This is a genomic window from Stenotrophomonas maltophilia group sp. msm4, from assembly GCF_032025605.1.
GTDB lineage: Bacteria > Pseudomonadota > Gammaproteobacteria > Xanthomonadales > Xanthomonadaceae > Stenotrophomonas > Stenotrophomonas sepilia.
On sequence record NZ_JAVSKK010000001.1, the window covers coordinates 1,537,616 to 1,556,891 of the forward strand.

Annotated in this window: 19 protein-coding genes; 8 read left to right on the forward strand and 11 right to left on the reverse strand. The window is 67.7% G+C overall.

All coding sequences use genetic code 11. From position 1 onward, the window contains the following. Nucleotides 1–35: 35 nt before the first annotated feature. The 5 genes from mtnA to ligA form a co-directional block, all read right to left on the reverse strand. The gene (gene mtnA / locus ROV93_RS07290; RefSeq protein WP_072168142.1) at nucleotides 36–1,100 is read right to left on the reverse strand and encodes an S-methyl-5-thioribose-1-phosphate isomerase; all 1,065 of its coding nucleotides are present in this window, start codon (nucleotides 1,098–1,100) and stop codon (nucleotides 36–38) included. 47 nt (nucleotides 1,101–1,147) lie between these two features. Next, on the reverse strand, nucleotides 1,148–1,876 hold the full coding sequence (locus ROV93_RS07295) for a DUF3011 domain-containing protein (protein ID WP_072168143.1): 729 nt from the start codon (nucleotides 1,874–1,876) through the stop codon (nucleotides 1,148–1,150). A gap of 138 nt (nucleotides 1,877–2,014) precedes the next feature. Further along, nucleotides 2,015–2,971 carry an EF-P lysine aminoacylase EpmA gene (epmA, locus tag ROV93_RS07300; RefSeq protein WP_072168144.1) on the reverse strand — a complete coding sequence of 319 codons (957 nt, stop codon included), beginning with the start codon at nucleotides 2,969–2,971 and terminating at the stop codon, nucleotides 2,015–2,017. Next, nucleotides 2,968–3,453, reverse strand: a complete 486-nt coding sequence (locus ROV93_RS07305) for a GNAT family N-acetyltransferase (RefSeq protein WP_053497333.1) — start codon at nucleotides 3,451–3,453, stop codon at nucleotides 2,968–2,970. The genes epmA and ROV93_RS07305 overlap by 4 nt, the downstream gene beginning before the upstream one ends. 49 nt (nucleotides 3,454–3,502) lie before the next feature. Continuing rightward, a complete protein-coding gene (gene ligA / locus ROV93_RS07310; protein WP_072168145.1) occupies nucleotides 3,503–5,968 on the reverse strand; it encodes an NAD-dependent DNA ligase LigA in 2,466 nt (821 codons plus the stop codon). A 262-nt stretch (nucleotides 5,969–6,230) separates the two neighbouring features. On the opposite strand from ligA, the gene ROV93_RS07315 reads away from it, so the two are divergent. After that, nucleotides 6,231–7,355: a pyridoxal phosphate-dependent aminotransferase gene (locus ROV93_RS07315; protein WP_072168146.1), complete on the forward strand. Its 1,125-nt coding sequence runs from the start codon at nucleotides 6,231–6,233 to the stop codon at nucleotides 7,353–7,355. Between the two features lie 93 nt (nucleotides 7,356–7,448). Here ROV93_RS07315 and zipA read toward each other — a convergent pair whose 3' ends face one another. From zipA to ROV93_RS07345, 6 genes are all read right to left on the reverse strand, one after another. Beyond that, entirely contained in the window at nucleotides 7,449–8,189 is a 741-nt protein-coding gene (gene zipA / locus ROV93_RS07320) for a cell division protein ZipA (RefSeq protein ID WP_061480035.1), read from the reverse strand. A 46-nt stretch (nucleotides 8,190–8,235) separates the two neighbouring features. Next, complete coding sequence (smc, locus tag ROV93_RS07325) at nucleotides 8,236–11,739, reverse strand: chromosome segregation protein SMC (protein WP_072168147.1); 3,504 nt, start codon at nucleotides 11,737–11,739, stop codon at nucleotides 8,236–8,238. Nucleotides 11,740–11,998: 259 nt separating this feature from the next. Continuing rightward, nucleotides 11,999–12,448: a 50S ribosomal protein L9 gene (gene rplI, locus ROV93_RS07330; RefSeq protein ID WP_065178618.1), complete on the reverse strand. Its 450-nt coding sequence runs from the start codon at nucleotides 12,446–12,448 to the stop codon at nucleotides 11,999–12,001. Nucleotides 12,449–12,552: 104 nt separating this feature from the next. Next, nucleotides 12,553–12,783: a 30S ribosomal protein S18 gene (rpsR, locus tag ROV93_RS07335; RefSeq protein ID WP_002804494.1), complete on the reverse strand. Its 231-nt coding sequence runs from the start codon at nucleotides 12,781–12,783 to the stop codon at nucleotides 12,553–12,555. Between the two features lie 11 nt (nucleotides 12,784–12,794). Next, nucleotides 12,795–13,232, reverse strand: a complete 438-nt coding sequence (gene rpsF, locus ROV93_RS07340; RefSeq protein WP_005410228.1) for a 30S ribosomal protein S6 — start codon at nucleotides 13,230–13,232, stop codon at nucleotides 12,795–12,797. Nucleotides 13,233–13,427: 195 nt separating this feature from the next. Beyond that, nucleotides 13,428–13,766 carry an iron-sulfur cluster assembly accessory protein gene (locus ROV93_RS07345; RefSeq protein ID WP_072168148.1) on the reverse strand — a complete coding sequence of 113 codons (339 nt, stop codon included), beginning with the start codon at nucleotides 13,764–13,766 and terminating at the stop codon, nucleotides 13,428–13,430. A 128-nt stretch (nucleotides 13,767–13,894) separates the two neighbouring features. On the opposite strand from ROV93_RS07345, the gene asnS reads away from it, so the two are divergent. The 7 genes from asnS (at nucleotide 13,895) to kynU (ending at nucleotide 19,274) form a co-directional block, all read left to right on the forward strand. Beyond that, nucleotides 13,895–15,289 (forward strand): asparagine--tRNA ligase, encoded by a 1,395-nt coding sequence (asnS, locus tag ROV93_RS07350; RefSeq protein WP_049415614.1) that lies wholly within the window; start codon nucleotides 13,895–13,897, stop codon nucleotides 15,287–15,289. 30 nt (nucleotides 15,290–15,319) lie between these two features. After that, on the forward strand, nucleotides 15,320–15,619 hold the full coding sequence (locus tag ROV93_RS07355) for a hypothetical protein (RefSeq protein ID WP_005417403.1): 300 nt from the start codon (nucleotides 15,320–15,322) through the stop codon (nucleotides 15,617–15,619). Nucleotides 15,620–15,624: 5 nt separating this feature from the next. After that, entirely contained in the window at nucleotides 15,625–15,939 is a 315-nt protein-coding gene (locus ROV93_RS07360) for a hypothetical protein (RefSeq protein ID WP_072168149.1), read from the forward strand. A 7-nt stretch (nucleotides 15,940–15,946) separates the two neighbouring features. Further along, nucleotides 15,947–16,585 (forward strand): FMN-binding negative transcriptional regulator, encoded by a 639-nt coding sequence (locus tag ROV93_RS07365; protein ID WP_072168150.1) that lies wholly within the window; start codon nucleotides 15,947–15,949, stop codon nucleotides 16,583–16,585. A gap of 71 nt (nucleotides 16,586–16,656) precedes the next feature. Further along, nucleotides 16,657–17,319 (forward strand): carbonate dehydratase, encoded by a 663-nt coding sequence (can, locus tag ROV93_RS07370; RefSeq protein ID WP_005417406.1) that lies wholly within the window; start codon nucleotides 16,657–16,659, stop codon nucleotides 17,317–17,319. A 20-nt stretch (nucleotides 17,320–17,339) separates the two neighbouring features. After that, nucleotides 17,340–17,861, forward strand: coding sequence for a 3-hydroxyanthranilate 3,4-dioxygenase (locus ROV93_RS07375; RefSeq protein WP_072168182.1), 522 nt, complete (start codon nucleotides 17,340–17,342; stop codon nucleotides 17,859–17,861). A 138-nt stretch (nucleotides 17,862–17,999) separates the two neighbouring features. Further along, entirely contained in the window at nucleotides 18,000–19,274 is a 1,275-nt protein-coding gene (gene kynU / locus ROV93_RS07380; RefSeq protein WP_088497051.1) for a kynureninase, read from the forward strand. The last annotated feature ends 2 nt before the right edge of the window (nucleotides 19,275–19,276 follow it).

A 19,276-nucleotide genomic window follows, 5' to 3' on the forward strand; every position in this document is an offset into this window, starting at 1 on the left:
CGGGGGCGGCGGTCGCGCCGCCCCTCCCCTGCGCCTCAGCCGCCGAAGGCGGCGCGCATGTTCTCGGCGGTCGGGTTCAGGATCACCCCGCGCTCGGTCACGATGGCGTCGATCAGCTCGCCCGGGGTGACGTCGAACACCGGGTTCCAGGCGGCAATGCCTTCGGCCACGGTGCGGGTGCCGCCCACGCCATACAGCTCACCCGGGTCGCGCTGCTCGATCTCGATCTGGCTGCCGTCCACGGTCTCCATGTCCACGGTCGAGGACGGCGCCACCACCATGAACTTCACGCCATGGTGGCGCGCGGCAATGGCCAGTTGGTAGGTGCCGATCTTGTTGGCGGTATCACCATTGGCGCAGATGCGGTCTGCGCCCACGATCACCCACTGCACGGCACCGGTCTTCATCAGGTGCGAGGCCGCCGAGTCGGCGATCAGGGTGGCGCCGATTCCATCCTGCTGCAGCTCCCACACCGTCAGGCGCGCGCCCTGCAGCCACGGTCGGGTCTCGCCGGCGAACACGCGCGCGATGCGGTGCTGGGCCATGCCGGCGCGAATGACGCCCAGCGCGGTACCGAAGCCGGCGGTGGCCAGCGAGCCGGTATTGCAGTGGGTCAGCACACCGCTGCCGGCCTCGATCAAGCCAGCGCCCAGCGCGCCCATGTGGCGATTGGCGGCCAGGTCTTCCTCGGCGATGGCCTGCGCTTCGGCCTCCAGCAGTGCCTTCCAGTCGGCGCCGGCGGCGTGCAGGCAACGGCGCATGCGCGCCAGCGCCCAGGCCAGATTGACCGCAGTGGGGCGCGATGCGTTCAGGCGCTGCAGTGCCGGTTCCAGCTGCTGCAGCGCGTGCGCACCGTCGGCGGCCTGCACCTCGCGCGCGGCCAGCACCACGCCCCAGGCGGCGGCAATGCCGATCGCCGGCGCGCCACGCACGGTCAACGCATGGATGGCGCTGGCAACCTCGTCGCTGTCGTGGCAGACCACATGCTCGACCACGAACGGCAGCTTGCGCTGGTCCAGCAGTTGCAGGGCATCGCCGGTCCACAGGATCGGGCGGATGTGGTCATAACGGGCGTAGTCGATGTCGGAGGCAGTGTTCATGGGCCCATTGTAGGGCCACGCCCGGCAGCGTTGGAGCCCGCCCGGGCTCAATTCACCGAGAATTCGGCGCGGCAGCCGCCGTCCACCCAGATGCCGTTGCGGCTCCAGCCCCAGGTACTGCCTTCCTCGCAGGGCGTGCTCGACAGCTGCTCGGAAACGACCGCGCCAACGGAGATGCTGGCGCCGCAGAAACGCCGCTTCTTCGACTTCGATTCGCAGGTCAGGCGACGCGGCACATCGACGAAGCGGCCATCCTCGTCGGCCACCTCGAAATCGCCCTGGCAACCACGGCTGGTCCAGATCTCATTGCGCTTGTAGCCCCAGCCCTGCCCCTCGCGGCATGGCAGCACCGACAGCTGGCGCAGCAGGCGCACGGGGGCGCCATCCAGGCGCACCGGGCAGCTCTGCGGACGGCCATTGGATTCGCAGCGCACCACGCGGCGCACCAGGCGCTTGCCTTCCGTTGCCGCAGGTGCCGCACCCTGCGCACGGCGCGCACGGAACTCGGCGCGGCAGCCAAGGGTGACCCACACGCCGCTGCGGTCGGTGCCCCACTCGCTACCGCGGATGCAGCTGTTGCTCGACAGCTGGCGCACCAGATCGACGCCGTTGGCCACATCGATGTCGCAGTGCACCCAGCCCATGTCGTGGGACTCGCAGGTCACCACTTCATCGTCGTAGCCCACCTGCTGGGCCGACGCCGGCGACGGCAGCCAGGCACCCCAGAGCGCGATGGAGTACACCGGTGCAGCGACAACCGCAAACCACTTGACCAAAGCCTTCCCCAGCAGGAATGGATGAACTGCATGCCAGTGTCCGGCATTGGCCGTGATAAAAGCATCATCCCGCTTGCCGACGCAAGCGCGCAGAACCCGCGTTTCGTTCAGCCTGGGATGTTCAGCAACGCGTGATGGTCACGCGTGGGCGAAGTCGTAGGCCAACACATCTGCAATGCGGGGTGTGCGGTTCATCGCCATCAGCAGGCGGTCGATCCCCAGCGCAACGCCGGCACAGGCCGGCAACGCTGGCAACGCCGCCAGCAGCGCCTCATCCAGTGGCGGCTGCACCTGCCCACGTTCGTGGCGGCGCTGCTGGTCGCGCTGGAAGCGGGCGCGCTGCTCGTCGGCGTCGTTCAGTTCGTGATAGCCGTTGGCCAGCTCCACTGCACCCAGGTACAGCTCGAAACGCTCGGCCAGCGGCGGTGTGCCGGCGCGGATGCGTGCCAGCGCGGCCTGGCTGGCTGGCCAGTCATGCACCACGATCATGACCGCGTCATCGAAATGCGGCTGGATACGATGGGTCATCAACAGGTCGAGCCAGTCATCACGGGTCAATCCGACCGGGTCAATGTGCACCTCGCCCAACGCGGCACGCAGCGTGGACTCATCCGCCTCGAACGGATCCACGCCAAGGTGCTGCTGGAACAGCTCGCGGTAACTCAGCACGCGCAGGGTCGCACGGCGTCCCACCAGGGCCAGCGCCTGGCCGACCAGCTCGGCGGTTTCCTGCACCAACCGATGGTGGTCCCAGCCGACCCGATACCACTCCAGCATGGTGAATTCCGGGTTGTGGCGGCCGCCTGCCTCACCGTTGCGGAATACCCGACCCAGTTCGTAGCAGTCGCCCACGCCGGCCGCGAGCAGGCGCTTGAGCGGATACTCCGGCGAGGTGCGCAGCCAGCGGCGGCGTCCGCCGGCATCGACATGGCCGGTGAAGTCGGTATGGAAGCTGTCGATGTTCGGCTCGGTGTTGCCCGCGACCGACAGGATCGGCGTCTCCACCTCGAGCACATCGCGCTCTGCAAAGAAGCGGCGCACCAGCGCGTTGAGCGCAGCGCGCTGCTGCAGCGCGCGCAGCAGGGCCTCGCTCACAGGATGCCCTCCGGGCGCGGATGGTCGAGCGGCAGGGTCAGCAGATCGCGCGTATCGTCGATGTAGCCGCTGGCCAGGTACAGGCGTCGGGCCAGTTCGTTGTGGTGGTTCACTTCCAGGCGAAGGCGGCTGACGCCACGACCACGAGCGCGCTGTTCGCAGATGGCCAGCGCCTGCTTGCCGCGGCCACGACCGCGCGCGCGATGGCTCAGGTACAGTTCGTCCAGCAGCATGAAGTGGCCGCCCTGCTCCAGGCTGAAGCCCATCGCGATCACCGCGTAGCCGACCACCTCGCCCGCCTCGTCCATCCACAACAGCACTTCGCCATTGCGCGGATCGGCCAGCAGCGCGTCCACGCCGCGACGCACGCGCGCGTCATCGAAGTCGATCCTGTCTTCGGCGTAGAACTCGCGCATCAGCGCGATCAACAGCTCCTCGTCGGCACGGGTGGCCAGGCGGAAATCCAGCGGGGCGGTCTGCATCGGTGTTCCTTTGTGTTTCATGCCGGGCGCCATGCACCCGGCGGGGTCATCATTCGTGTTCGGCCAGATAAGCCAGCAGGCGGTCTTCGTCCCATACCGGCACGCCCAGCGATTGCGCCTTATCCAACTTGGAGCCGGCCTCGGTACCGGCGACCACTAAGCTGGTCTTCTTCGAGACGCTGCCGGAGACCTTTGCACCGAGGGCCTCCAGGCGCTCCTTGGCGGCATCGCGGGTGAGCTGGGCCAGGGTGCCGGTCAGCACCACGGTCTGCCCATCCAGCGGGCCGGCCACGATCTCGGCCAGCGCCGGTGCCTTGGCCAGGATCTGCTGCATCGCCTTCTCGGCTGCCAGCAGCATCGCGCCGTGGCCCTCGCTGTCCAGCCACTGGGCCAGGCCACGCGCGGTGTCGTCGGGCAACCCGGCGTTGACGAACTGCCCATGCTCGGCGTCGAGCACCGCCTGGGCACCGGGCAACGCGGCCACCAGTTTCTCCGCGCGCAGGCGGGTGATGCCGGGAATCTCTGATTCGACCAACAGCTGCGCCAGGTCCAGCCCCTCGCGCAGCCTGGCGCTGGGCGCGTGCACATCACTGATGCGGACCTGGCCGACCTGCAGCAGGTCATCGATGGCCTGCTGGTTGCCCTGCTGTTCGAAGAAGTGGCCGAGCGAGCGCGCCACTTCGCCACCGATGTCCGGCACGCGCTTGAACAATGGCCACGGCAGGTGGCGGATCAGTTCCAGGTCACCGAACCACTGCGCCAGCGCCTTGGCCGTGCTCTCGCCCACGTGCTCGATGCCCAGCGCGAACAGCAGCCGTTCCAGCGTGGCGGCACGACTGGCGTCGATGGCCGCGATCAGGTTGTCGGCCCACTTGGTCGCGATCTTCTTCGTGTTCCATTCGAAGCGGGCCGGCTGCGCCAGCGCCTGCGCGCGCCAGCCCGGATCGTTGCCGTCCAGCCTGAGCACCGCATTGAGCACCGCGCCACTGCCTTCGGCCGGCAGGTGCAGCTTCAGTGTGGCGGCCAGCGCCGAGGGATCTTCAGCGTCCAGCACCAGCTTCAGGTGCAGCAGCTGGTCACGACTGAGCCGGTACAGGTCGGCCACGCTCTTGACGATGCCAGCGTCGACCAGGGTTTCGATGTATTTGTCGCCCAGGCCGTCGATGTCCATCGCGCGGCGAGAGGCGAAATGGGCGATGGCTTCCTTGCGCTGCGCCGGGCAGGACAGCTCGCCCGAGCAGCGCCATGCGGCCGCCCCTTCCTCGCGCACGATCTCCGAGCCGCACACCGGGCAGCGCGTCGGCATCTGCCAGGGCGTGGTGCCCTGCGGGCGGCGATCGAGGATGACGCTGACCACTTCCGGGATCACGTCGCCGGCGCGGCGCACGATCACGCTGTCGCCGACGCGCACGTCGAGGCGTGCGATCTGGTCGGCGTTGTGCAGGGTGGCGTTGGACACGATCACGCCGGCCACGGCCACCGGCGCCAGGCGCGCGACCGGCGTGGCCGCACCGGTACGGCCGATCTGGATCTCGATCGCCTCCACGGTAGTGCTCTGTTCCTGCGCCGGGAACTTGTGCGCGATGGCCCAGCGTGGCGCGCGCGAGACGAAGCCCATCGCCTGCTGGCCGGCACGGTCATCGAGCTTGTAGACCACGCCATCGATATCGAACGGCAGGCTGTCGCGGCGCTCGCCGATATCGCGGTAGTAGCCGAGCAGGCCGTCGGTGCCTTCCACCACCTTGCACAGCGCGCTGACCGGGAAACCCCAGGCGCCGAGCTGCGCCAGCGTGCCCGAATGGGTATCGGGCAGCTCGCCGCCCTGCACTTCACCGGTACCGTAGGCGAAGAAGCTCAACCTGCGCTGCGCACTGATCTTCGGGTCGAGCTGGCGCAGCGATCCAGCCGCCGCATTGCGTGGGTTGGCCAGCACCTTGCCGCCGTGCAGGCGCGCACGTTCGTTGTAGGCCTCGAAATCGGCACGCGCCATGTAGACCTCGCCGCGCACCTCGAGCACGTCCGGCCAGTCCTTGCCGTGCAGCCGCTTGGGAACATCGCCGATCTCGCGCAGGTTGGCGGTCACGTCCTCGCCGGTGCTGCCATCGCCGCGGGTCGCGCCGAGCACGAAATGACCATCCTCGTAGCGCAGGCTGATCGCCAGGCCGTCCATCTTCGGCTCGGCCGAGAACTGCAGGCTGCGGCGGCCCAGGCGTTCGTCAATGCGGCGCACGAAATCCGCCACTTCCTCATCGCTGAAGGCGTTGGACAGCGACAACATCGGCACCGCATGGCGGACTTCGGGGAAACGGCCGGAGGGACGCGCGCCGACCTGCTGGGTCGGGCTGTCGGCCCGGGCCAGTTCCGGATGTTCGCGCTCCAGTGCTTCCAGCTCGCGCACCATCCGGTCGTAGTCGATGTCGGGGATCTCCGGGGCGTCCAGCTCATGGTAGGCGCGGTTGGCCTGGGCGATCTGCCGGCGGAGATCTTCGGCGCGTTCGGCGGGGCTGGAGCTCATCGGAATCCGGTGGTTCTGGGATGGCCGGGGATTCTACCGCGCCCGGCCGTCAGGCCCTGTAATGCCCCCCTTCGCAGCGCCGAGCCATGCTCGACGGGCGCTCCCCTGCCCTGGTGGATGCCGACCTTCTCCCCACCCCGGCAGGTGCCAACCTTGGTTGGCACACCTGCAGCCGAGCATGGCTCGGTACTACAAAAAGCGGGCTTGCCGCCCACCGCAACCAGCGCTAGCGTGCGACGGTCTGCCCTTCGGAATCGTGCCCGTGACCCTGCCTGCTTCCCGTCGACGCTTCCTGCAACTGGCCGGTGCCGGCCTCGCCGTCGCTGGCAGCGGGCTGCCGCAGCTTGGCCATACCCAACCCGCGACGGCCGCCGCTCCTGCCCCCACCGAAGGCGTGGTACTGCTGAACTTCAACGAGTGCCCCTACGGCCCCTCGCCGGCGGCCCAGCAGGCCGCGCGCGACAGTATCGCCAGCTGCGGCCGCTACCGCTTCGCCCTGGCTGCACAGGTGCGCGATGCCTTCATCAAGCAGGCACGCATTCCGGCCGACCACGTGCGCCTCTATCCCGGCTCAAGCGAGCCGTTGAACCGCGCCGCCATGGTGTGGACCGGCCCGCAGGCAGGACTGGTAGTCGCCGATCCGACCTTCGAGACGCTGGGCGAGGTCGCCGCCGCACACGGTGCGCACGTGCAGAAAGTGCCGCTGCGCGACGACGGCGCGCATGACCTGCGTGCAATGGTCGCCGCCGCGCACGCACGCCCGACCGGGCTGCTGTACGTGTGCAATCCGAACAACCCGACCGGTTCGATCAGCCCACCGGATGAGCTCGCCTGGCTGCTGGCCCACAAGCCCGCATCGACCCGCGTGCTGGTCGACGAGGCCTACCTGCAGTACAGCGAGCAGCCGAGCCTGATCACCCGGGTGACGCAGCGCGATGACCTGATCGTGCTGCGCACGTTCTCCAAGCTGTACGGCATGGCCGGCCTGCGCCTGGGCGTGGCGGCCGCAAACCCCGACCGCCTGCGCGAACTGGCCAGCCTGGGCGACAACCCGCTGCCCGTGCCAGCACTGGCCGCGGCACTGGCCAGCCTGCAGGATCCCCAGTTGATCGCGCAGCGGCGCCTGCAGAATGCCCAGGTGCGGCAGGCCACCATCACGTGGCTGGGCAAGCGTGGTTTCAGCTGCGTGCCGTCGGAAGCGAACTGCTTCGTGGTGGATGTGCAGCGCGACGGTGCCGCCTTTGCCAAGGCGATGGCAGACAACGGCGTGATCATTGGCCGCAGCTGGCCGATCTGGCCACAGCGCGTGCGCGTGACCGTCGGCACCGAAGACGAGATGGCCGCATTCCGCCGTGCGTTCGCCAAGGTGGCCGGCGTACCGGCCTGACCCTGTTGGCGGGGGCGAACCTTGGTTCGCTCCATCCACGCATGGCGTGGATCTACCGGCGTGGGTGCCGACCGTTGGCCGGCACAACAGGCTTTACCAGCGCGGGGTCTTGGTCAGCGGCGGTGCCTGGTGCTGGCGGTCGTAGGCACGCAGCTCGTCGCGAATGTGCGCGATGCGCTGGCGGCCCAAGGCATTGCGGCTGTCATCCAGCACCACGCCATCGAGCAGCTCGGCCATGCGCTGCACGGTCGGCAGCATCTTCTCCCAGGCATCAAGCGCGGTCAGCGGCGCCGGCAGGGTCAGGAAGAAGGCGATGGCCGGGGTTTCCATGGCACGGATGTTGGCCATGTCGAAGCTGCCCGGCTTCATGATGCTGGCCATCGAGAAGATCGGGCCGCGCTCGGGGTGGCCTTCCACCAGGCGGTGGAACACGTTCATGTGGCCGAATACCAGGCCGGTCTTCTCGGCCGCCACCACGATGTCTTCGCCGCGCAGCTGCTCGCCGGCACGGGCGGCCACGAACAGCGAGACGATCTTGTCGAAATCCTGGGTAGTGCGCTTGCCGAGGTCGTTGGCCGCGCCCGGGTCAGTGTCGGCCAGGCCAAGTTCGGCCTGCTCGCCTTCCCCGCGCATGCCCGGTTCGACGCGGCCCTCAGCCACCACGACGCCGTCCTCGCCCAGGACCGGTTCGCGGCGCTCGCCACTGGCCGGTTCCGTGTTCTCCACGCGACGGCCCTGGGGCTTCTTCTTCGGACGGCCAAACAGGAAGATCGCGGCGATCAATAGCAGGCCGGCGGCCAGGATGCCGATGCGCAACAGTGCCGTGTCGGACATTCGATAGGTTCTCCGGCTAATTCATTCAGGTAACTAGGATGGCACGTCAGGCCGCGCCCGCCAATCGCGCCGCTTCTTCCAGGTCCACGCTGACCAGGCGGCTGACGCCCGGCTCACGCATGGTCACGCCCGACAGCTGGTGCGCGGCCTCCATCGTCGCCTTGTTATGGCTGACGAACAGGAACTGCACCTTCTCGCTCATTTCCTTGACCATGTTGGCCAGGCGGCCGACGTTGGCTTCGTCCAGCGGCGCGTCCACCTCGTCCAGCAGGCAGAACGGGGCGGGATTCAACTGGAAGATGGCGAACACCAGCGCCACTGCGGTCATCGCCTTCTCGCCGCCGGACAGCAGCGAGATGCTGGACACGCGCTTGCCCGGCGGGCGCGCCATGATGGTCACACCCGTGTCGAGCAGGTCTTCTCCGGTCAGTTCCAGGTAGGCGTGGCCACCACCGAACAGGCGCGGATACAGCGCCTGGACGCCGGCATTGACGCGGTCGAAGGTGTCCTTGAAGCGCCCGCGGGTCTCGCGATCAATCTTGCGGATGGCATCCTCAAGTGTTTCCAGCGCCGTGGTCAGGTCGGCGTGCTGCGAATCCAGGTAGTCCGAACGCTGCGAAGCCTCGCCGTACTCGTGGATGGCGGCCAGGTTGACCGGCTCCAGCCGGCGCATGCGTGCGTCGATCTGGTGCACGGCCTGCTCCCAGTCGCCCAGGCGGGCGTCCTCGGGTAGTGCATTGAGCACGTCCTGCAGCACGAAGCCGGCCTTTTCCACCGCCGCCTGCAGGGTGTCGGCGCTGAGCGCCAAGGCCTGCTGGTCGAGCTTGCGCTGCGAAATGCGCTCGCGCTGGGCCAACGCCTGTTCGTCGCGCTGGTGGCGGGTCTGCTCGTAGTTGCGCAGCTCGGCGTCGATGCCGTCCAGCAGCGTCCGCGCCTCGGTCAGCACGCGGTCGGCGCGCACGCGCTCTTCCAGCGCGTTCTGGTGTTCGGCCTGCAGCGCTTCGACCGGCGAATCCCCTTCGTCCAGCTGCGAGTGCAGCTCGCCCAGTCGCGCATCCAACTGCCCACGCTGGGTGCCCATGCGCTCCAGCGCCTGGCTCAACGAGGCCAGCTGCGCGCGCTGTGATTCCAGGGTGAGTGCCAGCGCATGCGAGCGCTCGCGCACCGCACGGGCGGCATCGCGGGCCAGGTCGCGGGCCTCGGTCAGCTGGCGGCGCTCGCCCTCCAGCCGCTGCCGGGTCGACTCCAGGTCACCCATGCTGCTGACCGCGTTCTCCAACCGCGAGCGCGCTTCGCGCGCCTGCTCGTTGTTGGCTTCAATCGTTTCCTGCAGCTGCTTCAGCTCGCCTTCGATGCGGTCGATGCGCGTGCGTGCAGCCTCCACCTTGCCCTGCTGGCCCTGCAACTGGCCGGCCAGTTCGGACACCGCGCGATGGGCCTGGTACAGCGCGCGCTGCGCGTCCTCGCGCTGCTGTTCGGCCGCCTGCAGCTGCTCGCGGAAACCGGCCAGCTGGTCTTCCAGTTCGGCCTCGCGGTCCTGCAGCTGTTCGATCTGCTCGCGCAGTTCCTGGATCTCACGTTCGCGCAGCAGCGCGCCCTGCTCGGCGGCACCGGAGCGCGACACGCGCAGCCAGCCCCGGCCCAGGCGCTCGCCGCTCTGGGTGATGATCGAATCGCCTTCGGGCAGGCTGGCCTGCAGCGCCTTGGCTTCGGCCAGATCCCTGGCACCGTGCAGGTGCGCCAGCAGGCGCCGGATCGCTGCCGGGCCACGCACGCGTGCAGCCAGCGAGGTCGGCGCGACCTTCAGGTCCGCGCCATCGTTGGCGACCAGTGCAATGTGGCCCTCGCCCAGTTCGCCCAGCGCGTCGACCAGGCTGGCCGGGTCATCGACCAGCACGCCTTCGATCAACTGGCCAAGCGCGCTTTCCACCGCGTTTTCCCAACCGGCATCGACATCCAGGCGTTCGCCGACACGCGCCGCCGAATCCAGCCCGCGCGCCTTCAGCCAGGCGACTGCCGCGCCCTGCTCCTGGCCCAGCGCGGCCTGCTGCAGGGTTTCCAGCGAGGCCAGGCGACCGCGCAGGCCGTTGGCCTGCTTGCGCAGTTCGGCCAGTTCGTTCTGGCCATTGCGCTGCTGTTCCTGCACCGCCGCCACGCCCTGCTTGCGCAGCTCGACGTCTTCGCTCAGTTCATCCAGCGCGGCCTTCTGCGTGTCGTGCTGCAGGTGCAGCTGCTCGAAGGCTTCTTCCAGCGCGTCCACGTCCAGCCCGGCACGCTCGGCGGCCAGGGCTTCACGACGCCGGTCGGCATCGAGGATCTGCTTGTCCAGGTAGTCCACGCGCGTGCGCTCGACATCGCCGGCGCGCGAGGCCTCCGAACTCTGCGAGGTGTGCTGTTCCCAGCGCTGCTGCCAGCTGGCCAGCCGTTCTTCAGCCTCGCGCAGGCTTTCCTGCTTGATCTCGTTCTCTTCCTGCAGTGCTTCCAGCTGCGGGGCGGCGGCCTCCACCGCCTCGCGCAGCACGCTCAGCCTGGCCTCGTCGCCGCTGATGTGCTGGCCCAGTTCGGCCAGCGCCTGCTGCGTTTCATCGCGCGCCTTGTGCAGGCGCTGCGACAGCTCGCGCTGGTGCTGGATCTGCTGCTCCAGGCGCGCCAGCGTACTGCCGACCTGGTAGACCGCCGCCTGCGCGGTGTTGAGCGCGTCGGCAGCCTCTTCGCGCCGCGCACGCGAGGTTTCGATGCGGGCTTCGGCATCACGCTGGTCGGCAATCAGCTGCTGCAGCTTTGTCTCTTCCTGCGACAGGCCTTCGCGCAGCTTCGACAGGCGCCCGTCGAGGCCGCGGAATTCCAGCGCCTTCCACTCGGCGTCCTTGACCCGGCGCTCTTCCTGCAGGGCCTGGTACTGCTCGGCCTGCTTGGCCTGGCGCTTGAGGTGCTCCAGCTGCTTGCTGATCTCGTCGCGCAGGTCGCCCAGCCGGTCCAGGTTCTCGCGGGTGTGGCGGATGCGGGTCTCGGTCTCCTTGCGGCGCTCCTTGTACTTGGAGATGCCGGCCGCCTCTTCCAGGTACACGCGCAGGTCTTCCGGGCGCGCCTCGATGATCTGGCTGATCATGCCCTGCTCGATGATCGAGTAGCTGCGCGGGCCCAGGCCGGTGCCGAGGAACAGGTCGGTGATGTCGCGGCGGCGGCACTTGGTGCCGTTGAGGTAGTAGTTGCTGGTACCGTCGCGGCTGACCGTGCGCTTGACCGAGATTTCGTTGAACGCGGCGTACTCGCCGGAGATCGTGTGGTCGGAGTTGTCGAAGATCAGCTCGACCGTGGCCTGCGACACCGGCTTGCGGGCGTTGGAACCGGAGAAGATCACGTCGGTGAGCGAGTCGCCGCGCAGGCGGCTGGCCGAGCTCTCGCCCATGACCCAGCGCACGGCGTCGATGATGTTCGACTTGCCGCAGCCATTGGGGCCCACCACGCCGGTCATGTTGGTCGGCAGGTGCAGGGTGGTCGGATCGACGAACGACTTGAAGCCGGACAGCTTGATCGTGGAAAGACGCATAGGGGTTCCGGACTGGGGCCGGCAAGCGGCCTGCGTTTACCCTCCAAGTCATTGATCCTGTTGGGATCGATGCCCGTGGAACGGGTGTGACGCCCTGAGTATACCGATGTGGCCGTGTTCTACGAATGGGCGTGGAACATTGCCCGGCCCTGCCCCGCCGGCCGCACGTGGCCCGAGCTGGCGAAACGGAACCATAAAACAAAACGGGCACCCTTGCGGGCGCCCGTTCTGCGGTGATGCCAGGCCTTGCGGCGGGGGATCAGGCTTCGGCGACGACGACGACCTTGACGGTGGTCTCGACGTCGGCGTGCAGGTGGATCAGCACGTCGTATTCGCCGATGTTGCGGAAGGCGCCTTCACCCAGGATGACTTCGCTCTTTTCCAGCGGCAGGCCGGCGGCAGTGAAGGCTTCGGCGATGTCGCGCGGGCCGACCGAGCCGTACAGCTTGCCTTCGGTCGAAGCGTTGGCGGCGATGGTCACGCTCGCGCCTTCCAGCTTGGCCTTGCGGCCTTCAGCTTCTGCGTGGATGGCCTGGGCCTTGGCTTCGTACTCGGCGCGCTTGGCTTCGAACTCGGCCTTGTTGCTCTCGGTGGCCGGCACGGCCTTGCCCTGCGGCACGAGGAAGTTACGGCCGTAACCCGGCTTCACGTCGACCAGGTCGCCCAGGTTGCCGAGGTTGGTGACTTTCTGCAGGAGGATCAGCTGCATGGTATTGCTCCAGATGAGTTATTCGTTAGCGAGGCGATGCCCCGCAACAAAGGCTGTCCGAATAGCTGGCACAGCGGGGGCGGCACCGGGCCGCCCCGCCGGCATCAGACGTCGTGGTTGTCGGTGTACGGGATCAGGGCCAGGAAGCGAGCGCGCTTGACGGCGGTCGCCAGCTGGCGCTGGTACTTCGACTTGGTACCGGTCACGCGGCTCGGCACGATCTTGCCGTTCTCGGTCAGGTACTGGCGCAGGGTGTTGAGATCCTTGTAGTCGATCTCCTTCACACCTTCAGCAGTGAACTTGCAGAACTTGCGGCGACGGAAGAACTTGGACATGGGAAGGCTCCTTAGGCGGCGGAAGCGGCGTCGTCGCCGGCTTCGTTGTCAGCGGTGTTGTTGGACTCGCCTTCTTCGTCGTCACGACGACGGCGCTCACCGCGCTCCGGCTTGTCACCCTTCTCGTCCTTGCTCTTCATGATCAGCGACTGCTCGGTGTCAGCCTCGTCACGCTTGATGACCAGGTTGCGCAGCACGGCGTCGTTGAAGCGGAAGCTCTCGGTCAGTTCGTTCAGAACGGCCTGGTCGGCTTCGATGTTCATCAGCACGTAGTGGGCCTTCACCAGGTTCTGGATCGGGTACGCCAGCTGGCGGCGGCCCCAGTCTTCCAGACGGTGGATGGTGCCGTTGCCGTTCTCGACCAGCGACTTGTAGCGCTCGATCATGGCCGGGACCTGCTCGCTCTGGTCCGGGTGGACCATGAACACGATTTCGTAATGACGACTCATGTTTTTTCTACCTTTCGGATGTGGCCTCGCGGCCGGACAGCCCCCCGCCGTTGAGACCGCGGTGGGGCAAGGATTCCCGCCAGGAAGGCAGGAAGCCGCGCATTATGGCGCAGATGAGGGTGCCGGGCAACCGGCCCGCGGCGGCTGAACCTGCCCCCAGCGCCCGGCCATGCCCGGCGGGCGCCAGAACCGGCCTCAGGCCTTGTCGGCGTCGGTGGTGAAGCTCTCGCCGCAGCCACACTCGGCGGTGGCGTTCGGGTTGCTGAACGTGAACGTCTCGCTCAGGCCTTGCTTGCCAAAGTCGATCACGGTGCCGTCCACCAGCGCCAGGCTCTTGGCGTCGACGTAGATCTTCACGCCGTCCTGCTCGAACACGGTATCGCCCTCGCGCTCGTCGCGGGCCAGGTCGGTCACGTGGCCCCAACCGGAGCAGCCGGTCCTGGTCACGCCGAAACGCAGGCCCAGCGCGCCGGGGGTCTGGGCGACAAAGCGCTGCACGCGCTCGAAGGCAATGGGGGTCAGGCTGACGGCCATGGGGCTACTCCAGAGGTACGGGAACATTATAAGGAGCCGTTGCCGCGAAAAATGCCTCGCAAGCAGAACGCTGCAACCGGTAAACTCCCGTGTTCACAGATCGAGTCGATCAGCAGAGGATTCAAGTCATGACGGTGGTCAGCGTTGAACATGCGCTTGCCGGGAAGATCCCGGAAGGCGGCGAAGTCACGGTACGCGGATGGGTGCGCACGGTGCGCGGTTCAGCGAATCTGGCCTTCGTGAATGTGAGCGACGGCTCCTGCTTCGCCCCGATCCAGGTCGTGGCCAACGACACCCTGGCCAACTTCGACGAGATCAAGCGCCTGACCAGCGGCTGCTCGGTCATCGGCACCGGCACCCTGGTGAAGTCGCAGGGCAAGGGCCAGTCGTTCGAGATCCAGGCCAGCGCCCTGGAAGTGGTCGGCTGGGTCGAAGATCCGCTCACCTACCCGATCCAGCCCAAGCCGATGTCGCCGGAGTTCCTGCGCGAAGTGGCGCACCTGCGCCCACGCACCAACCTGTTCGGCGCAGTCACCCGCATCCGCAACTGCCTGGCCCAGGCCGTGCACCGCTTCTTCCACGAGAACGGCTTCAACTGGATCAGCACCCCGATCATCACCACCTCCGACGCCGAAGGCGCCGGCCAGATGTTCCGCGTGTCCACCCTGGACATGGTGAACCTGCCGCGTGACGAGAAGGGCGCGATCGACTTCAGCCGCGACTTCTTCGGCAAGGAAACGTTCCTGACCGTGTCCGGCCAGCTGAACGTCGAGGCCTACTGCCTGGCGCTGAGCAAGGTCTACACCTTCGGCCCGACCTTCCGCGCCGAGAACAGCCACACCACCCGCCATCTGGCGGAGTTCTGGATGATCGAGCCGGAAATCGCCTTCGCCGACCTGGCCGAAGACGCACGCCTGGCCGAAGAGTTCCTGAAGTACCTGTTCCGCGCCGTGCTGAACGAGCGCAGCGACGACCTGGCCTTCATCGCCGAGCGCGTGGACAAGAACGCGATCACCAAGCTGGAAGATTTCATCAACGCACCGTTCGAGCGCATCGACTACACCGATGCGGTCAGCCTGCTGCAGAAGTCCGGCAGGAAGTTCGACTTCCCGGTGGAATGGGGCCTGGACCTGCAGACCGAGCACGAGCGCTGGCTGACCGAGGAGCATGTCGGCCGTCCGGTGGTGGTGACCAACTATCCGGAGCACATCAAGGCCTTCTACATGCGCCTGAACGACGACGGCAAGACCGTTGCCGCGATGGACGTGCTGGCCCCAGGCATCGGTGAGATCATCGGTGGCAGCCAGCGTGAGGAGCGCCTGGACGTGCTGGACGCGCGCATGGCCCAGTTCGGCCTGGATCGCGAGCACTACAGCTGGTACCGCGACTTCCGCCGCTATGGCTCGGTGCCGCACGCCGGCTTCGGCCTGGGCTTCGAACGCCTGGTGGTGTACGTCTGCGGGCTGTCCAACATCCGCGACGCGATCCCCTACCCGCGCGCCCCGGGCAGCGCGGACTTCTAAGCCCCACACGACCACGGAGGTACGGCTCCCATGACCCTGTTCTTCGCCCTGTGTTTCGTCGGCGTTGCAGTGGCCGGGTTCAGTGCCTTCGTGATCTTCTGGCCGCTGACCCTGGTGCACGTGCGCGACCGCCATCCGGCGCTCGCCGAGCGCTTCGGCAGCGGCGCCTTCCTCAAGCCCGATGCCCTGGCCTGGCTGCTGCGCCGCGACTATCGCCAGCAGCCGGACCGCTCGCTGTCCGGGCTGGCGACGCCGGCCTGGGTATCGCTGCTGACCCTGCTGGCCGGACTGGGCATGGCCGCCCTGCTCTGGCTGGCCTCGCTCTGGTAACCCCCATGAATGACATTTCTGCCTCGCGCGACAGTTGGTGGCTGGCCAGCCTCGGCAACACCCTGATCTGGGCGCGCCTGCGCGTTCGCCCGGCCGGCACCGCCGAAGTACTCGACAGCGATGGCAACACGCTGAGCTACGACAGCGAAGACACCGCCCGTTCGCAGTTGTTCGACGCCGAATTCGTCGAGTATGACGGCCTGGACGAGGAAGACGCGCTGGTGCGCGGCTTCAGCCTGCACGAAGTGCAGCCGCCGCAGGCCGACAACGACGAGGGCCTGCACGGCCGCATGATCCAGTCGCTGGGCGCGCGCGCCTGATCCAGGCATGTTCACTCCACGCGCCTTCGCCGAGACCGACCTGCTCTGGCTGGACCGCCTGCTGGCGCGCGATCCGTTCGTCACCGTGCTCACCCCCGGCAGCGATGGCCTGCCGGAGCTGACCCGGATGCCGGTGCTGTACCGGCGCGAGGGCGAGCGCATCGAGCTGCGCGGGCACTGGGCCCGCGCCAACCCGCAGTCGCGCCACAGCGGTGCGGCCAAGGTGCTGGTCGACGGACCACACGGCTACGTCTCGGCCAGCTGGTACCCGGACAAGGAGCCTGCCGCACGGGTGCCGACCTGGAACTACGCTGCCGCCGAGCTGCATGGCCAGTTGCACACCTTCGACGACACCGATGCGCTGGCCGAACTGGTCGGCGCGATCAGCGATCACTTCGAAGCCAGTGTCGGCCAGGGCTGGCAGTTCGATGCCACGCGCGCCGAACATGGCCCGGAACTGCGTGCCATCGTCGGCTTCCGTTTCCAGGTCGAACACGTGCAGCTGAAGCTGAAGCTGAGCCAGAACCATCCCGACGCCAACCAGCGCGCCGTGATCGCCGAACTGGAACAGCTGGGCGCCCCTTCCTCCACCGAGTTGGCGCAGTGGATGCGCTGGCACCGCGAACAGGCCGCCCGCAGCGGCTGAACACCCCAGATTCCCGCGACGTCGCAGCCGGATGGCTGCGGTGCGCCCCCACCCGACGCCAGGGACCGAACATGAAAGACATCCACAAGCTGCTGCAGAACAACCGCGACTGGGCCGACCGCATCGAGAAGGAGGACCCCGACTTCTTCCACCAGCTGGCCAAGCAGCAGCACCCGGAGTACCTGTGGATCGGCTGCTCCGATTCGCGCGTGCCGGCCAACCAGATCATCGGCATGGCGCCGGGCGAAGTGTTCGTGCATCGCAACGTCGCCAACGTGGTCGCCCACACCGACCTCAACTGCCTGAGCGTGGTGCAGTACGCGGTGGACCAGCTGAAGGTCAAGCACATCCTGATCGTCGGCCACTACGGCTGCGGCGGCGTGCATGCCTGTCTGCACAACACCCGCGTCGGCCTGGCCGACAACTGGCTGCGCCATGTCGGTGACGTGGTGCAGAAGCACCAGGGCATCCTCGACGCCATCGAAGACGACGAACTCAAGCACGCCCGGCTGTGCGAGCTGAACGTGATCGAGCAGGTCGCCAACCTCTGCCGCTCGACCATCGTGCTGGATGCCTGGGCCCGCGGCCAGAAGCTGATGGTGCACGGCTGGGTCTACAGCCTGAAGGACGGCCGCGTGCGTGAAATGGGCATCGACGTCGGTTCGCTGGAAGAGCTGCAGCCGGCGTATGAAAAAGCGCTGTCCTTCGTGCCGCGCAAGGGCCGTCGCGACTGATCCCCACACGGATGACCACCATGCTCGCTCCGCCGATCAACCTGCACGCCTGGATCGAAGAGAACCGCCACCTGCTGAAGCCGCCGGTGGGCAACAAGATGATCGACAACGGCGATTTCATCGTGATGGTGGTCGGCGGGCCGAACTCGCGTACCGACTACCACTACGACGAAGGCCCCGAGTGGTTCTACCAGCTCGAAGGCGAGATGGTGCTGAAGGTGCAGGAGGACGGCGCGGTACGCGACATTCCGATCCGCGCCGGCGAGATCTTCCTGTTGCCGGCGAAGGTGCCGCACTCGCCGCGGCGCCCGCCCGGGGGCATCGGCCTGGTGGTCGAGCGCAAGCGGCTGCCGCATGAGTTGGACGGCGTGATCTGGCACTGCGAGCGCTGCAACCACAAGCTGCACGAAGAGTATTTCCCGCTGCAGAACATCGAAACCGACCTGCCCAAGGTGTTTGCGCACTACCACGCCAGCCTGGAACTGCGTACCTGCAGCCAGTGCGGGCACGTGGATCCGCTGCCGGTGCCGGCGGCGGGCTGAGCACCTGCCCCTGTAGGGCCGAGCCCATGCGCGGCTTCGTGGCCCGGCAGCCGAGCATGGGCTCGGCGCTACAGGTTCGGCGGCAGGCACGCCGCCAGGCGCTACACTGGCGGTCCCGTTGCAGCCTGTTGCCCGACCATGTCCGACCTGCTCAGCCGCACCCACGCCATCGCCCTGGACGCCGCCGATCCGCTGCGCCCGCTGCGTGGCGAATTCCTGATTCCGCGCCATGGTGGCGGCGAGCAGACCTACTTCGTCGGCAACTCGCTGGGCCTGCAGCCGCGCGGTGCGCAGGCAGCGGTGCAGGAAGTGATGAAACAATGGGGCGAACTGGCGGTGGAAGGCCACTTCACCGGCCCGACGCAGTGGCTGTCCTACCACCGCCTGGTGAGCGCGCAGCTGGCCCGAGTGGTCGGCGCACTGCCCAGCGAGGTGGTAGCGATGAACACGCTGAGCGTGAACCTGCACCTGATGATGGTCAGCTTCTACCGGCCGACCACGCAGCGCCCGGTGATCCTGATGGAAGCCGGCGCATTCCCGACCGACCGCCACGCGGTGGAAGCTCAGATCCGCTTCCATGGTTTCGACCCGGCCGAGTGCCTGGTGGAAGTGCAGCCGGACGAAGCCAACGGCACGATTTCGCTGACCGCGATCGAACGCGCCATCGCCGAGCACGGCCCGCGCCTGGCGCTGGTGCTGTGGCCCGGCGTGCAGTACCGCACCGGCCAGGCCTTCGACCTCGATGCGATCACCCGCGCCGCACGCCTGCAGGGCGCACGCATCGGCTTCGACCTGGCGCACTCGGTTGGCAACCTGCCGCTGCGCCTGCATGACGTGGCGCCCGATTTCGCCGTGTGGTGCCACTACAAATACCTCAACAGCGGCCCAGGCGCGGTGGCCGGTGCGTTCGTGCACGAGCGCCACCACCGCGACACCACCCTGCCGCGCTTTGCCGGCTGGTGGGGCCATGAGGAATCGACCCGCTTCCAGATGGCGCCCCAGTTCACCCCCGCCATCGGTGCCGAAGGCTGGCAGCTCAGCAACCCACCGATCCTTGGCCTGGCACCACTGCGTGCCTCGCTGGACCTGTTCGAGCGTGCCGGCATGGAGGCGCTGCGCAGCAAATCGCTGGCGCTGACCGGCCTGCTCGAAGCACTGGTCCGCGCACGCCTGCCGCAGGTGCTGGACATCATTACCCCGGCCGATCCGCAGCGCCGCGGCTGCCAGTTGTCGCTGCGCGTGATCGGTGGCCGCGAGCGTGGCCGTGCACTGTTCGAGCACCTGCGCGGCATCGGCGTGCTCGGCGACTGGCGCGAGCCTGACGTGATCCGCATCTCGCCCACCCCGCTCTACAACCGCTACCTGGACGTGCACCATTTCGTCGAGGAAGTGGAAGCCTGGGCCGGCCTGTAAGC

Coding starts and splice junctions, on each gene's coding strand:
- mtnA (WP_072168142.1), bottom strand. CDS start 1,100: ATGAACACTGCCTCCGACATCGACTACGCCCGTTATGACCACATCCGC.
- ROV93_RS07305 (WP_053497333.1), bottom strand. CDS start 3,453: ATGCAGACCGCCCCGCTGGATTTCCGCCTGGCCACCCGTGCCGACGAG.
- ligA (WP_072168145.1), bottom strand. CDS start 5,968: ATGAGCTCCAGCCCCGCCGAACGCGCCGAAGATCTCCGCCGGCAGATC.
- zipA (WP_061480035.1), bottom strand. CDS start 8,189: ATGTCCGACACGGCACTGTTGCGCATCGGCATCCTGGCCGCCGGCCTG.
- smc (WP_072168147.1), bottom strand. CDS start 11,739: ATGCGTCTTTCCACGATCAAGCTGTCCGGCTTCAAGTCGTTCGTCGAT.
- rplI (WP_065178618.1), bottom strand. CDS start 12,448: ATGCAGCTGATCCTCCTGCAGAAAGTCACCAACCTCGGCAACCTGGGC.
- rpsR (WP_002804494.1), bottom strand. CDS start 12,783: ATGTCCAAGTTCTTCCGTCGCCGCAAGTTCTGCAAGTTCACTGCTGAA.
- rpsF (WP_005410228.1), bottom strand. CDS start 13,232: ATGAGTCGTCATTACGAAATCGTGTTCATGGTCCACCCGGACCAGAGC.
- ROV93_RS07345 (WP_072168148.1), bottom strand. CDS start 13,766: ATGGCCGTCAGCCTGACCCCCATTGCCTTCGAGCGCGTGCAGCGCTTT.
- asnS (WP_049415614.1), top strand. CDS start 13,895: ATGACGGTGGTCAGCGTTGAACATGCGCTTGCCGGGAAGATCCCGGAA.
- ROV93_RS07355 (WP_005417403.1), top strand. CDS start 15,320: ATGACCCTGTTCTTCGCCCTGTGTTTCGTCGGCGTTGCAGTGGCCGGG.
- ROV93_RS07360 (WP_072168149.1), top strand. CDS start 15,625: ATGAATGACATTTCTGCCTCGCGCGACAGTTGGTGGCTGGCCAGCCTC.
- ROV93_RS07365 (WP_072168150.1), top strand. CDS start 15,947: ATGTTCACTCCACGCGCCTTCGCCGAGACCGACCTGCTCTGGCTGGAC.
- can (WP_005417406.1), top strand. CDS start 16,657: ATGAAAGACATCCACAAGCTGCTGCAGAACAACCGCGACTGGGCCGAC.
- ROV93_RS07375 (WP_072168182.1), top strand. CDS start 17,340: ATGCTCGCTCCGCCGATCAACCTGCACGCCTGGATCGAAGAGAACCGC.
- kynU (WP_088497051.1), top strand. CDS start 18,000: ATGTCCGACCTGCTCAGCCGCACCCACGCCATCGCCCTGGACGCCGCC.